Source organism: Hymenobacter crusticola (assembly GCF_002154225.1).
Taxonomy (GTDB): Bacteria; Bacteroidota; Bacteroidia; order Cytophagales; family Hymenobacteraceae; genus Hymenobacter; species Hymenobacter crusticola.
This window is the reverse complement of the sequence record NZ_MTSE01000003.1, coordinates 714339-729340: the sequence shown is the minus strand read 5'-3', so window position 1 is coordinate 729340 and position 15002 is coordinate 714339. Positions and strand designations below refer to the sequence as shown.

Sequence of the window (15002 nt, the reverse complement as noted above, 5' to 3'; positions counted from 1 at the left end):
CGTGCACATAGATAGAGTACTGCTTCAGGACTGGCCCGCGCCAGTCCTGCTTTTTTTCGTGGCCTTATGAGAAGCGCTGCGGGTCACTAATCCTTGACCATTCAAGGCGTTGGAGGGAAGCATAAGGTGGAGCGCTGTAACCTAGCTAAGAGGTTATTTCCTGCGCATAGCACCGCGGTTTTTAAAAATGCAGCATTTTTGGCTATCAACGGCTTACCTACCCAGAAGCGTCGCACCTAGTTAGAAAGCCCATTTGTTGCATCTCCACCGTTTCTTATGAAAAAAAGCATACTCGTGCTGTGGCTTTGTTGTGTTTCACTGCTAGGTTTCTCTCAGTCGCCACAGCGGTTTTTTCCGAAGGAGCTGCTGACGCAGATCGGGGTGTATTACTACCCCGAGCATTGGGATGAAAGCCAGTGGGAACGGGACATCAAAAAGATTGCCGACCTAGGTTTCGAGTACATCCACGTGGGCGAGTTTGCCTGGGTGTTTATGGAACCTCGTAAGGGTAACTATGACTTTCGGTGGTTAGATAAGGTGGTGGACCTAGCGGGTAAGTACAAGCTGAAGGTCATTATGTGCACGCCGACATCTACGCCGCCCGCGTGGCTTACGCAGAAGCACCCCGGGATTTTTATCCGCAACAGCGAAGGGCAGACGGCCTTCCACGGCTCCCGCGACAACTACTCGACTTCCAGCGACGTGTACTGGAAATATACCGCCCAAATCGTGGCAGCGCTGGGCAAGCGCTACGGTCAGGATGCCCGCGTGATGGGCTGGCAGCTCGATAACGAACCTGCTCGTTCCGTGGACTTTAGCCCAGCCTCTCAGAAGAAATTTCGGGGGTGGCTTCAGAAAAAATACGGCAGCATCGGCGCCTTAAATGAGGCGTGGGGCACGAAGTTCTGGAGCATGGTCTACAACGACTTCGACCAAATCAGCATTCCGAATCCGCGGCTACAGTACGGACCTAGCCCGCACGCTGTGCTCGATTCGCGGCGCTTCTCGGCTGATCAACTGGCGGCCTTCCTCGACTTTCAGGCCCAAACTCTGCGCAAGTACATCGGGAAGGAACAGTGGATCATGACCAACTACACCAGCCTCCGCAACGACCCCGACTACGATCCGCAACGCACGAAAAATCTGGACTTTACGTGCTACACGAACTATCCGGTGCACGGTACTGGCGAGATGCTAGGCGACAAGGGCTTTCGGGTGGGCTCGATGGCCACGCTGGCGTTTATGAACGATTACTACCGGATGGTGCGCGGCGTGTACGGCGTGATGGAGTTGCAGCCGGGCCAGGTAAACTGGGGCAGCATCAACCCGCAGCCAGAGCCGGGCGCGGTGCGTATGTGGCTCTGGCACACCTTTATGGGCGGCACAGCCCTGAACTGCACCTACCGTTTCCGGCAGCCTCTCTACGGCTCGGAACTGTACCACTACGGCATTGTGAATACCGACGGCGTGACGCCTACGCGCGGTGGGCTGGAGTTTTCCCAGTACATCAGCGAGGTGAAAGAGCTGCGCAAACTCTACAAACCAAACCAAACGCCGCCCGCTAGCTATACCAACCGCCGCACGGCCGTGCTGATGAGCATAGAGAACCTCTGGGACCAGAATATTCAACGGCAAACTTCGCAGTGGCAGCCCTACGACCACGTCACGAAGTACTTCAAGGTGGTAAAATCCCTGGGGGCGCCCGTTGACTTTGTAACGGAGCAATCGGATTGGTCGGCCTACAAGGTCTTGATAGTGCCTGCTTATCAACTGGTTGACAACGTGCTGATAGCCAAGATTCAGCAATTCGCCGACAACGGTGGTCAGGTGGTGTTGAGCTGCCGCACGGGGCAAAAGGACAAGAACGGCCACCTGTGGCAAGCTAGGTGGGCGGAGCCGATTTATAAGCTAATCGGGGGTGAAGTGGAGTTCTTTGACCTAATGATGCCCGACACCGAAGGCCAAGTTTCCTTCGCCGGTACTTCCTACCAATGGAATAACTGGGGCGACGTGCTCCGCCCTAGCCCCGGCACGCAGGTACTCGCCACCTACACGAATCAGTTTTACAAGGGTAGCGCTGCCGTTTCACAAACCAAGCAAGGGAAAGGTACCGTCACCTACATCGGGGTCGATACCGACAGCGGGGAGCTAGAGAAAGCGGTGCTGCAACAAGTATATCAACGTGTTGGCATTCAGACGACTGACTACCCCGCCGGTGTTAACGTAGAATACCGTGACGGCTTTTGGGTGGCAGTCAATTATTCTTCCAAGCCGTACACGCTGCCGTTGCCCGCAACTAGCCGGATTCTGGTGGGCGAGAAAGTGTTGCCTAGCCCTGGGGTTACGGTTTGGATGGAATAACCTTGTCGTTAGAGGTTTAGCGCTACACTGCCGCGGATAAGCGTCGGCCTAGGTTGCGCAGTGGCTGCTCCAGCAGCTTCCAAGAGAGGCCAGACACCACCAACAAGAGCAGAAACATAGTTGCCAGGGCCGCAAACGAATTTTCCCAAGCCATGATGCGCGCGTATTGGGTGCCATTGGTTATCCGCAAGCCTATCTGATGCAGTGCGCGGTGCAATACGACTGGCATGAAGAGATGGTACAGATACACGGAATAGCTAATGCGCCCTAGGAATACTAGCGGGGGGAAGGTGGCGAATTTTCGCAGCAGCGTGTTTTGCAAACCTAGCAAGGCGCCTAGCAAAGCGGCTGCGCTTAGGGCCAGCAAACTCGGACCGAAAGCAACTGTGGAGAGATAAAAAGTCGAAAAGGCGAGCGTAACATACAGTAGAAAAAGTATGCTGCTGATAACCAAAAGGTAAGGCCCGGAAGAGCGGAAGGATTGAACAACAAGGCTCAGCAAAGCGCCCACGGCAAATAAGTCCAAAGAGGCGGGAAGGAGCACTAGCGCGTAGGAAGTACCACTCATATACACCAGCAACCAGCGGCCCAGAGGACCTAGCACTACTAGCCCGCTTAACAGCCACGCGAGGTACCGTGGTGGCATCAGCATGATCAGGAGCGGCCATATCAGATAGAACTGTTCTTCAACAGCTAGGGTCCAAAAATGGCCGGTTCCTTCTCCCCACGCCTGTTCCCGAAAAACCAGGAAGTTGGTTGCTTGCAGCAAGAACCAAGGTAATTTGCTGCGTACATAGCTCAAGTTGAGCAGCCAAGCAATAAGAACGGCGGCGTAATAGGCGGGAAAGATGCGGAAGGTACGCCGAAGGTAAAAGGTCTTAATACCTGTTGAGAACGTGCTAGTTAGCCGTGCGTGCCTCAAAATAGTAGTAATAAGAAAGCCACTAAGGACAAAAAAGCCGGTAACACCGATGGCGCCCGTATCTAGTCGGCCCGTGAGGCTAGGTTGCCAATGTTGCGCAATGACTAATAAAACGGCAACTGCGCGAAATGAATCAAGCTCCGGCCGATAGGGTAAGGCAGTCTGCCGGGAAGAAGAGGACATCCTAGGTAGAGTAAAGAAAATAGAAACGCCTTGTTGACCCAACGGACGGCATCAAGTCACTTAAAATCAAAAAGCTCAGCTAGCCCGTTCCTGGCTAAGATGGAACGGAATAGCCGAGCTTTTGAAAAGTTAATTCAGACTACAGCACCACGTTCACCATACGGCCGGGTACTACAATCACTTTCTTCGGCGTCTTGCCTTCGCCAAACTTCTCAAATACTTCAGAGGCAAGTACTTCCTTCTCAATTTCGCTCGTAGGAGCATTAGCCGCGAAGGTCATCTTCCCGCGCATCTTGCCGTTGAAGGCAATCGGGTATTCCACCGTGGCTTCTTCCAAGTATTCCTCCTTGAACTCGGGGAAGCTAGCTTCGCTGATGCTGCCCGGTGCGTGACCTAGCTCAGCCCAAAGCTCTTCGGCCAAGTGCGGGGCGTAGGGCGACACGACCACCGTGAGGGGCTCCAGGATGGCGCGCTTGTGGCAGTTCAGGGCTGTTAGCTCGTTCACGCAGATCATGAACGTGCTGACCGACGTGTTAAACGAGAACTTATCAATGTCTTCGGCGGCCTTGCGGATGGCTTTGTGCAAGGCCTTTAGCTCGGCAGGAGCGGGTGCTTCGTCGGTTACGGCTAGGTTGCCGTCTTCGGGGTGGAAGAGACGCCAGAGCTTCTTCAAGAAACCCGACACGCCGCTCATACCGCTGGTATTCCAGGGCTTGAACTGCTCCAGTGGACCTAGGAACATTTCGTAGAGGCGCAGCGCGTCGGCGCCGTATTGACCAACTAGAACGTCAGGGTTAACGACGTTGAACTTGTTCTTCGACATCTTCTCGACTTCGGTGCCGCAAACGTACGTGCCGTTGTCTTCCATGACGAATTCAGCGTTTGTGTAATCAGGACGCCACTTGCGAAAAGCTTCTTGATCGAGCACATCATTATCTACGATGCTGACATCAACGTGAAGCGGCGTAGTGTCATACTGACCTTTTTTGCTCAGCGTCACAAATTGATTGGTGCCGTTGATACGATACACAAAGTTCGACCGACCTAGGATCATTCCCTGATTAATCAGCTTCTGGAATGGCTCGTGGCCACTCACCAGACCTAGGTCTTTCAGGAACAGGTACCAAAAGCGGGAGTACAACAAGTGACCCGTGGCGTGCTCGGCGCCGCCCATGTAGAGGTCTACGGTCTTCCAGTACTCCTCGGCTTCTTGGCCCACAAACCGCTCTTGGTTATGCGGGTCCATATAGCGCAGGTAGTACCACGACGAGCCCGCCCAGCCGGGCATGGTGCTTAGCTCATATTCATACTTGCCCTCGTACTTCCAATCTTGCGCGCGCCCCAGAGGCGGCTCGCCAGTTTCGGTGGGCTTGTACTCATCGATTTCGGGCAACACCAGCGGCAGTTCCGATTCGGGCAAGCCATAGGCGGTGCCGTCTTTGTAATAAATCGGAATAGGCTCGCCCCAGTAGCGCTGGCGCCCAAAGATGGCGTCGCGCACACGGAAGTTCACCTTACCTTTACCTAGGCCGCGCTCTTCGAGCCAGCCAATCAGCTTGGTGGTAGCTTCCTTGTAGCCTAGCCCATCGATGATACCCGAGTTGATAAAGCGGCCTTCCTTAGTAGGGTCGGCTTCTTTTTCGATATCCTTTTGGGCGTCGAGCACCTGGATGATCGGCAAGCCGAAGTGCTTGGCGAAGTTCCAGTCGCGCTGGTCGCCGCTAGGCACGGCCATCACGGCGCCGGTGCCGTAGCCCGCCAATACGTAGTCGGCCAGCCAGATCGGCACGGGTTCGTTAGTAAGCGGGTTGAGGCAGTAGCTGCCCGTAAACACGCCCGATACGGTTTTCACGTCGGCCATCCGGTCGCGCTCCGAGCGGTGCTTGCTCTGCGCAATGTAGGATTCCACAGCTTCGCGCTGCTCCGGTGTGGTGAGCTGCTCGACCAGTTCGTGCTCCGGCGCCAGCACCATAAACGTCGCTCCGTAAATGGTGTCGACGCGGGTGGTGTACACCTTAATATTTTGGCTGGCATCGTTTTGCAGCGGGAACACCACTTCGGCGCCCACCGAGCGGCCGATCCAGTTACGTTGCATTTCCTTAACCGCCTCGGGCCAATCGATGGTGTCGAGGCCCGTGAGCAAGCGGTCGGCGTAGGCAGTGATGCGCAAGTTCCACTGCGGCATCAACCGACGTTCCACGGGGAACCCTCCGCGCTCCGACACGCCGTCTTTCACTTCGTCATTGGAGAGTACCGTACCTAGGGCTGCGCACCAGTTAACGTAAGTATCTGACTGATAAGCTAAACGATAAGCAAGCAGCGTCGCCATTTGCTCCGGCTCCGATTTGGCTTTCCACTCCTCAGCCGTGAAGCTAGGCCGCTCTTCGTCATCACCAGCAGCACGCACACCGGCATTGCCGCTTTGCTCAAACTGGGCGATAAGCGTTTCGATGGGCTCGGCGCGGTCGGTGTCGAGATTGTACCACGCGTTGAATAGCTTCAGGAAAATCCACTGCGTCCATTTATAGTAGGCAGGGTCGGAGGTGCGAACTTCCCGGCTCCAGTCGTAGCTGAAACCTAGGCTGTTCAACTGTTTGATATAGGTGTCAATGTTCTTCTCCGTGGTGAGGGCCGGGTGCTGGCCCGTCTGGATGGCGTACTGCTCAGCGGGGAGGCCAAACGAGTCGAAACCCATGGGATGCAGCACGTGATAGCCTTGTAGGCGCTTGTAGCGCGACACAATATCGGAGGCAATGTAGCCGAGCGGGTGACCCACGTGCAGCCCCGCGCCCGATGGGTAGGGGAACATGTCGAGTACGTAATACTTGGGCTTACCCGACTGGTTGTCAGCTTTAAAGGTATTATGCTCTTTCCAGTGGGCTTGCCACTTTTTCTCAATTTCCTCGGGACGATAACCGGGCATAAGCAATGGGGATAGTGCGACTTTTTGAACGGACGAAATTACAGAAATGCTGGGAAGGACTGTCGATTAGTAAAATCAGGTGCTTCTTGTCAAGCCCAAAAGGCCGAAACGACCAGCTCCCTTATTTAAGGAAAGGAACTAGTCTTCGTTCTTAGCTTGCTAGCGTCAGGGCTTGCAGTGGATTTTTGCCGTCCCAAGTACCTTCGCTCTTTACCACCCGAAACCGCGCAAATAGCTCCTCACTGTACCAGCCTTCCTGCCGAGTGCGCTGAATGACTTCGCGGTGCAGCTCGCCGCGGTAAGCATACTGCTGCATCGCCTGCGCCGATTCCCAAATGCTGAACGTCGCCTGCCGGATGATGGGCAGTTCGCCGAGCCCGATGGAAGCCAGCACACCCGGCGCGTGCGCCACGGCGGCGCTAGTGGGGGCCACGTACTTCCAGAACCTAGGGGTCTTGCGCAAGCGGATGGAAGCTCGCGTGAGCACCGCCACTGGGCCGTCAGCATCGGAAAGGTCTGGTTTATAGTTGAATGGGTTAACGCCGTCCCACAGGCCGTGCGACTTTAGCGGGGCTAGGTCGGCCGTCCAGATTTCGGTGCTGCGCTGCTGGTACTCTTGCCACAGCGAATGCGCACTGAAAAACGCTGCTGCCGCGGCCTCCGATTCCCAAACAGCCATCATGCCGTAGCGGAGCAAGTTAGGGCGCAGGCCAAAGCCATTGTCGGCGCCGCTGCCGAGCAGCTTAAAGAAACCTAGCTCTGGTACCCGGCGCAACGGTTGCTGCGAAGTGCCCATCTGGGCTAGGCCCCAGCGTTTCTGACCCGGTTTAAGGCCGAAAATGGAAAGTGTGGTATGCAAGAGAATACGCTAAAGAAAGAGGTGGAGCGCGAAGCTCCTGCTTTGCGCCTCGTTGAACTATAATCGTCGGGTACTACCTAGGCGAGTCGCTCAGCGATACGCGAAGCAAGAGTTTCGCGCTGTAGCTAGCAACAAAAAAGGGCCGGAATTGCTTCCCGCCCTTTTTAGCTCAAGTGCAACAACCTTATTTAGGTGTCACTTGCACGTGTTCGTCGCCGGTGGGCTGGTACCGCTCGCCGGTGGCTACCGCTTTCACGTAGCCGAAGGCATTTACTAGTACGTTGCTAGGCTGGTCCCATACTTCGCCGCGCTCGATGTCAATTTTGAGCAGCGAGATATTGGGGTCATCGGAGCCCTTAGGAAACCAAGAGCGTAGGCTCTCACTCCATAGGTCTTTGATTTTTGTGCGGTCGTTGACAACAGTGGCCGTGCCCGAAATTGACACGTACAGGTTGTCGCTGGGGCTAGAATAACCTAGGTTCACGTGCCGTTCCTGCTGTACTTCGTCGATTTTAGCGGAATCACGCTCGGTGAAGAACCACAGGGTGCCGTCTTCTTCGGGCTTGTGGGTGTACATCGGGCGGCTATGCAACTGGCCGTTGGTTTCGGCCGTGGTCAGCATGGCAATTTTGATGTCTTTGATTCTATCAATCAGCTTGGTAACATCGTTACTTTGGGCGACTTGCTCTGCCATAGTGGTAGGTGCTAGTAAGGGTTTTAGTGGTAAGGGAGAGTAGACAGAAATACGGTGGAGCCGGCCGAAGGTTCTGTTTTCGGGTTTTCGGCGTACCTTCCGAGTCCATGAATTTCTTAGCGCACCTGTTGCTCTCTGGTTCGCCCGCCGCCCTCGAGTACGCCGATGTCGTGGTGGGGAACTTCGCCGCCGAGGCCGTGCGGGGCCGTGCCGGACTGTTGGCTTACCCGCCCGCCGTGCAGCGCGGCATCCGTTTGCACCGTCTCATCGACTCGTTTACGGACGCGCACCCCGTTGTGCGGCGCACCACCGCCCGCCTGCGCGAAGCGGGCCTCGGGAAGTGGGCCGGCGTGGTGTCCGACGTCGGTTACGACCATCTGCTGGCCCGCAACTTTGCCCGCTACCATGATGATGCTAATGAGCCATTGCCGGCCTTTGCGCAGCGCCTTTACGCCCTATTACAAGCCCGCCGCCACGAGTTGCCGGAGCAGTTGCAATCCATGTTTCAGTACATGCGCCGCGACGATTGGCTGACGGGTTATGCCAAGAAAGAGGGCTTCGAACGAGCCTTGCTAGGTCTGAGCCGCCGCGCACCAAATGGCGCCGTACTAGCAACGGGCGCCGCGGCATTCCTAGCCGAGCTACCCGCGTACGACGCTGATTTTCGGGAGTTCTGGCCGGAGCTGCGGGCGGCAGTAGGGGTTGAGCTAGCCTCGCGCTAGCTCGTGCTCAATTGGAAAGTGGCAAACTCAACAACCATCACCACCAGCTGGCACGAGCATAACCTGGTTGAGCGCCGCTTTGTGTTGGCGCCAGTCGGGCATAAACTGGTCCATAAAGCCCCAAAAACGGGCGTTGTGCAGCCGCTCGTGCAAATGCACTAGTTCGTGTACTACCACGTATTCCAGGCAGGGGAGTGGTTGCTTGATCAGCTCTAGGTTAAGCCAAATGCGCTTGGCTTGGATATTACACGTGCCCCAGCGCGTTTTCATCTGCTTAATAGCCCAAGTCTTTGCCTGCGCCCCAACGATAGGCTCCCATTTAGCAACCAGCGCAGGCAGCTGATCTTTTAATTGCGCCCGATACCAAGTAGCCAGCACTTGCTGACGCTGCCCGGCGGTGCTTTCCGCCGGCACGTACAGGCCCAAACGTTGCTCCGCTTCGCAAAGCTCAACCCTAGGGCGCCCGGCGGTTGAGTGAACTTGCAGCTCGTAGCTGCGGCCTTGATACAAATGCTTTTCGCCCGATTCGTAGCGCAGAGCCGCTGGCTGAGGCCGTGCTGCAAACTTGGCTTGGTGCCGGCGAATCCAAGCTTGGCGGTCCAACACAAACTGCGTGATGGAGGCCGTGGATAGCCGCGTCGGAGCCGCCACGCGTATGCGCCCATCCGGCGCGTACACGGTCAGGCGTAAGGAGCGGATGTTTTTACGAACGACTTCAATGGTTAAGTCTTCGACCTGCAAAATAGGCATGGAACGGGGCGGGTAAGCTAGCGTTAGCCGCACGAAGGTAGGAGAGGTGCAAGAAACAGCGGCGCTTTTTCCGGACCTAGGTTCTGGTGAGTGGCAGTAGCAACAGGCAATATGACCACACTTCAAAGCGCAAAAGAGCCGCTTTACACAAGGATCTGCACCGTTCGAATAATGACAATCGGGCGCAAGCGAGGTGCGAGGCAAGTTTGCACGCACTGGGCAAGAAGCGTTAACCCTAGCTCGCTAGTGGCTAAACGGCTTGCTTCCGGTGAAAAGGCTAAAGTTGAAAAAGAGCGCGCTACGTTAAAGCTGCAACGATAACGGAAGCGGAAAGGGCGTGTTGCTGGTGAACACAGGGCAGTCGGTACTACGTGGTGAGCTGGTGCACAGGCACCCTGGTGCGTTTATTCTTAAACGCACACATGCCTCGGCTCTTTTTCAACAGCCGCATTTGATTGACCTAGGGAGTGTGGTCAGTCGCCAAGGCGCGGATTTTTAGGCGTTGGCAGGGCCGTTTTTCACTTACTATTTAAAACAGAAAACGGGGCTAGGTGGCCCCGTTTTCGTTTCAGCCCGAACGCAGTTTTCGATGATGGCTGCTTTCGTCGTGCATGTGACCGTGGTCGAGCGCTGCCCGCGAGGCGTCGCGTGCGTCTTCTGGTTTGCCGTTGAAGTTCGTCTGCACCGTGTCTGTTCCTGCGACTTCATAAGCAAGCTGTCGAGAGAAGGAACTAGGTAAGCTTTTGTAAATCAGAAACTTTTTCTTGGATAAAAAGACAAGGACGTTATTTTTTATCTTAGATTAATCCCGGGATTATCCCTTGCCGAATCCAGGCTATGACGCTCGAAACGCACTGCTAGTGGCATCCGAGCGGCTAGTAGTTCCGCTGCTTTAGTAGCGCCCTTATCTAACTCGACCGATCCTACACTATTTATTCCTGCTATGGCTGATTTTACCCACTATTTTCCAACGCTGCTCGCCCATGAAGGGGGCTATTGCCACGATCTGCAAGACCCCGGCGGCGAAACTTACAAAGGCATTGCCCGCGTCTCGAACCCGAAATGGTCTGGCTGGCCAACTGTCGACGCGGTAAAAGCCCGTGCAGCCTTGCCGACGCCAGTGCCGCGCGCCGGGTGGCGGGCGTTGAGCAAAGCCCTGGAAGCCGAGGCCACGCTGAACGCGTTGATAATGAGCTTCTACAAAGCGTCGTACTGGAACCCGCTGAGCCTAGATGCGGTCCTTTCGCAGTGCGTGGCCGAACAGCTCGCCGATCATGGCGTGAATGCGGGCACCGCCCGACCAGCCAAAATGCTGCAATACTTGCTCGCCACCGAATTCGGCGTAAAGCTGGTCGTTGATGGGCAGGTGGGGTCGGTTCCCCGAATCGACACCGGTATCGACGTAGTGGGCCAACCAGCTTGCGTTGTCGTTCTTGCGGCGGTTCCACGCTGAGAAGTACGTGTAGGGACCAATTGGCAGCAAGAAGCCTGTGTTTTCATCGTTAGCCTGCCAGCGGTTAGCCTGCTGGATGAAGTCCTGCGCAATGCGCACATCTTCGGCTTCTTGGCTCGCCCATTGGGCTAGGTGACCCCAGTTTCGAATCAGGCTTTCGTGGGTGATGTCCAGCACTGCTTCGGGTGGCAGCACGGCGCTATCGTCCTCATCTTCGCTGATGAAAGGCGAAAGAAACGTGGTGCCAGGCTGGCGGAAAGGCCGCAGAATGCGGCACACCACCGGCCAAGGCAATGCTTCGTCGTTGAGAATGGCGGTGATTTCGGCACCGGTCAGGCGGTTGCGGACCACGCGCTGGCCATCCGTGCGGGTGAGTACGCGGAAGGTCTGTTCAATGACGCGCTCGGCCATGCCCAGCGGCAGCGCGGGCTGAAAAGCCTGGTTGTAACGGTCGTTGGCTTCGTAGTAGAGCTGGTTGGCGTGGGCATCCAGCACGTTGCGCAGGGAAGGGCTCATTAGCAGAAACTCCTGCTGCTGGGACGAAAGGCTAGCCCGCCACTGCTCAAACCTAGCCTGGTCGGCGAGAGGCAATTCGTCGCTCAGACCGCCCACCATGGCGTAGTGAATCAGGTCCATTTCCTCGCGGCCCTGGTCGGCGGCTAGCCAGATGCGGCGCAGGGCGTGCTGCAACACCGGCAGTTGGTCTTGCCCGTAGCGAATATCATAAAGCAGGCGCTGCACGAGCCGCTCGCTGATGCGGTTGCCACTGAGCAACGCCGGCTCCTTGATTACCTCCACAAACTCGTGGCGCAGCAGCCTAGGTACGAAGTACTGACTCGTGCCGATTTGCTCAATCAACCCCTGGAACTCCGCGCACTGCCCCACAAAGTCGGAGCGCATGGTGCAGACGATGTAGATGGGCAAGTTTTCGGCTTGGGCCAGTCGCGTGGTTTCCAACAGCAGGTTCACTACCGTCTGGGCCGCCGTGTTTGGCTCGTCGCCGCTGTAGTTTTCGGGGTTAGTAAAAAACTCCTCAAACTGATCGACAATCAGTAGCAGGTTAGCGGCTTGTAGCTGATGTTGCCGCTGCTCGGCCACGGGAAGGCTAGCGGGCAGCTCTGCCGGGGGGCAAAGAGAAGAGGCCTGGTAGAGCTGCACCAGCGACGAGAAGCCCTGACCTAGCTCCGTTTCGACGGCCGCCGCGCTGCCTTCCAGTTGGAGTGTGGTAGCTAGCGCCTGCGCCATGTTGCGTAGGGGGCTGCGCTCGGGCCGGAAGGTAGCTACGGCCCAGTTGCTGTAGCGTCCCCGCAGAAAGCCAGACCTTACTTCGGGCACCAGGCCCGCAAAAACCAGCGACGATTTACCGTCGCCTGAGGCGCCCGTAATCATCACGAAGCGCTTTTCACTCAGCAAGGCTAAGCATTTCTCCACATGGGTTTCGCGCCCCCGAAAGTAAATAGCTTCTTCCTCGGTGAAGGTACGCAGGCCCGTATAGGGGCAAATGGGTTCGTCAGGGCCGAACAAGAAAGGTTCGGGTTCATAGGGCGGCGCCATCTAGCTACGACCGAGCGTCTACCTGCTGAAAGATGCGCCGGACTTCCTCGCTCACCCCTTGGTGCGGCTGAATGCAGGAAATAACCCGCGGAGCTTTGAAGGTCCGTAATCGGTTGTGCACGGGCTCGTCTTCGCCCACAAACAAGATAGGCGTGGAAGAACCCGCCCCGCCCACTAGGCGCCAGATCTGCTTCACGAAGGGCAGGGCCCAGTCGGCGCTGTGCTTGAAGTACACCACCGCCAGCTTGCTTTTCGGAATCGTTCGAACGGTTATTTCCTTGTATAAATCTTCGCTATTGGGCTCAATAATGAGGAGTTCCAGGGGAATTTCTTCGCTAAGTCGGTCGGTAATCTCGTTGGCCTCTTCACTGTCTAACTGGTTATATACAAAGAAGATATCCGTTTCTTTGTCGAGGTGGAGCGGTGGGGGACTGGCTTGCGAGAGGGTGCTGCGCAGGTCTTGCACCAGCTGCATGGCGCTCAGGGCACTCGTAAACGTGCACCGCTCCGTCAGCTCATTGCGAATGTTGTTCACGAAGGTTTTTTGGGCGGGTTTTACCGCCAAGGCTTCGTCCGGACAGTACCAGATAAATTGCCGAAACGCGGGGCGGGTGGCAGCTAAGCGTCGGGCTTCCTGGTAGGCAAACATGGGAAAAGAGCAATCTTCCTCTTCCTCGAAACGACGGCCGAACTCGTTGCCCAGCAGGTGCACCGCGCACGTGGCCGCCGCCGCTGCTTCCTGCGTACGCACCCGAAATTCTTCCTCATCCAGAGGACAATCGGTGCTGGGCACCACCTGTAAGCCGGCCTTCGTACAGACGAGCGCCAACTCCTCACGCCGGGCAGCTAGCTCTTTGGAGGTCCAGGCCAGAAACACCACGGGCCCCGCTGACGGTGGCGGGGGGAGCGACGGGGCAGCAGCCGGCACTGCCACGGGAAAAGTGGTCGTCGGCGTGGGCAGGGGCAGGATGGAAGGTGCCCCGAAGACCGCCGGGGAAACAAACGGCGCGGGCTGCTTAACAGCCGCTACCAACTCTTTGATGGCGTTGGCTACCTTGTTGATCTGGTTGCGGTAGAGCAGCCCCCCGGTTGGGCGCGGCAGTTCATCGTCTTTGGCGCGCAGCGGCCGGTTCACCCCTAGGTCTTCGTACACAAAATCGATGGTGCGCAGGTGCCCGCCAAGCGTGGTTTCGAGCAGGTGTACGTCGCTCGAATCGAGGTTGTGGATGCGCAGGGGCAGAATGCGGCACCCAACGTTGCCACTAGGCAGGCGCAGGTAGAGCCCCAGCCGGTCGTGGCTGGCCTGCTGGTGAAAGGGCAAAAACTCGTGCTTCCAGGAAAACCGCTCCGTATCGCAGTACGTCTGCGAAATCAGCGGTATCAAGATGAAGGCGCGGAGTCGGTGTTCTAGGCTAGGTGCCACCAGCGCAGTATCGCTCAGCCCGTCGCGCAGATTTTTGTCGAAATAAATGCTTAAGCGTTCCTTGATAGTTGCCGCTAGTTCTTCCTGTAAGCGCGTCACAAACTCGGTTACCCAACCGTCGAAGAGGTTGTCGTTATGCCGGTAGCTAATAAAGATATCGTATTCAAAGTCAGGAAGCAGGGAAGCTATAAGATGGATAGATCGGATGAGAAAGCGGCTGATAAAAATAAGTAACTGCTTAAACCAAATGTACCACCTGTCCAAGATTAAATAGCATTGTTCTGAGCTTAATTAGCGGACAAAGGCAGGCAGTGACATTAGTAAATAGCTAGCAGACGCCCGCACCAGCTAGGCTTGCCGAACTAGCTAAAACAAAAAACGGGGCCATAAAGCCCCGTTTTTTCGTAGAACAACGTGCAAGTGCTTAGTGGTTGTGGCCGCCTTCGCCGTGCACGTGGCCGTGGTCGAGCTCTTCCTGCGTGGCGTCGCGCACGCCTTCTACTTTACCATCAAAGTGCATCACCATGCCGGCCAGGGGGTGGTTGAAGTCCATTTGTACCGTGTCGGCGCCAATTTCCACGATTTTGCCTTGCATGTGGTTGCCTTCGTTATCGGCCATGGGCAGGAAGTTACCCACTTGCAGCATCTCCTCATCAACCTTGCCGTCGATTTCGAATACCTGCTTTGGGATGCTTACCACGGCCTGCTGATCGTAGTCGCCGTAGGCTTGGTCGGGGGTGAGGGAGAAGCTGAACGCGTCGCCGGCACCTTTGCCGTCTAGTTGATTTTCAAACTCCTCGGGTAGGCCGCTGTGGCCAAAGATGAACACCATGGGTGCATCGGCTTCGGCTGATTCTACCAGTACTTTCTCTTGGTTTTCGTCCGTCACGCTCAGGTCGTAAGTGATGGTGACGACTTTGTTGGGGCTGATCTGGGCCATGCTACAGGGGTGGACGGGGTGTCCGTTTTTTGGGTGTCGGATTAGTAATTAGGATAGCTAGTTACGGAAATAACCCGGAAAAGGACGGAAGGAGCTAGCAAAGGTGTACAAATTAAGTGCTTGTGACGAGCCATATGCAAGATTTTGGCATTAGCCTAACTGCTTTACCTTCTATGCGTTAAGCTGAGCATTAAAATTTGGTTAAACCGTTGCCTTGT

General features: G+C 56.2%; 10 protein-coding genes and 1 pseudogene. 3 read left to right on the top strand and 8 right to left on the bottom strand.

Features of this window, described 5'->3' with window-relative positions:
- Window positions 1-276 precede the first annotated feature (276 nt).
- Window positions 277-2361: a beta-galactosidase gene (locus tag BXP70_RS09285; RefSeq protein WP_086593745.1), complete on the top strand. Its 2085-nt coding sequence runs from the start codon at window positions 277-279 to the stop codon at window positions 2359-2361.
- Between the two features lie 22 nt (window positions 2362-2383).
- On the opposite strand, the gene BXP70_RS09280 is transcribed toward BXP70_RS09285, so the two are convergent.
- The 4 genes from BXP70_RS09280 to BXP70_RS09265 form a co-directional block, all read right to left on the bottom strand.
- Window positions 2384-3466 carry an acyltransferase family protein gene (locus BXP70_RS09280; protein WP_086593744.1) on the bottom strand — a complete coding sequence of 361 codons (1083 nt, stop codon included), beginning with the start codon at window positions 3464-3466 and terminating at the stop codon, window positions 2384-2386.
- A gap of 139 nt (window positions 3467-3605) precedes the next feature.
- Window positions 3606-6389 carry a leucine--tRNA ligase gene (leuS, locus tag BXP70_RS09275; protein WP_086593743.1) on the bottom strand — a complete coding sequence of 928 codons (2784 nt, stop codon included), beginning with the start codon at window positions 6387-6389 and terminating at the stop codon, window positions 3606-3608.
- A gap of 151 nt (window positions 6390-6540) precedes the next feature.
- Window positions 6541-7248 (bottom strand): spheroidene monooxygenase, encoded by a 708-nt coding sequence (locus tag BXP70_RS09270; protein ID WP_245849580.1) that lies wholly within the window; start codon window positions 7246-7248, stop codon window positions 6541-6543.
- A 184-nt stretch (window positions 7249-7432) separates the two neighbouring features.
- Window positions 7433-7942, bottom strand: coding sequence for a pyridoxamine 5'-phosphate oxidase family protein (locus BXP70_RS09265; protein WP_086593741.1), 510 nt, complete (start codon window positions 7940-7942; stop codon window positions 7433-7435).
- Window positions 7943-8049: 107 nt separating this feature from the next.
- Between BXP70_RS09265 and BXP70_RS09260 the strand changes: the two genes are divergently transcribed.
- Complete coding sequence (locus tag BXP70_RS09260; RefSeq protein ID WP_086593740.1) at window positions 8050-8664, top strand: acyl carrier protein phosphodiesterase; 615 nt, start codon at window positions 8050-8052, stop codon at window positions 8662-8664.
- A 27-nt stretch (window positions 8665-8691) separates the two neighbouring features.
- On the opposite strand, the gene BXP70_RS09255 is transcribed toward BXP70_RS09260, so the two are convergent.
- On the bottom strand, window positions 8692-9414 hold the full coding sequence (locus BXP70_RS09255) for a M48 family metallopeptidase (RefSeq protein WP_086593739.1): 723 nt from the start codon (window positions 9412-9414) through the stop codon (window positions 8692-8694).
- A 943-nt stretch (window positions 9415-10357) separates the two neighbouring features.
- Here BXP70_RS09255 and BXP70_RS31015 point away from each other — a divergent pair.
- Window positions 10358-10645, top strand: a pseudogene (locus BXP70_RS31015) (glycosyl hydrolase 108 family protein); the annotation flags it as partial.
- Here BXP70_RS31015 and BXP70_RS30540 read toward each other — a convergent pair.
- The 3 genes from BXP70_RS30540 to BXP70_RS09240 form a co-directional block, all read right to left on the bottom strand.
- A complete protein-coding gene (locus BXP70_RS30540; RefSeq protein WP_245849579.1) occupies window positions 10643-12421 on the bottom strand; it encodes an nSTAND1 domain-containing NTPase in 1779 nt (592 codons plus the stop codon). The pseudogene BXP70_RS31015 and the gene BXP70_RS30540 overlap by 3 nt on opposite strands.
- 4 nt (window positions 12422-12425) lie before the next feature.
- Window positions 12426-14108, bottom strand: a complete 1683-nt coding sequence (locus BXP70_RS09245) for a hypothetical protein (protein ID WP_086593737.1) — start codon at window positions 14106-14108, stop codon at window positions 12426-12428.
- Between the two features lie 160 nt (window positions 14109-14268).
- Window positions 14269-14784 (bottom strand): FKBP-type peptidyl-prolyl cis-trans isomerase, encoded by a 516-nt coding sequence (locus tag BXP70_RS09240; RefSeq protein ID WP_086593736.1) that lies wholly within the window; start codon window positions 14782-14784, stop codon window positions 14269-14271.
- Window positions 14785-15002: the final 218 nt, after the last annotated feature.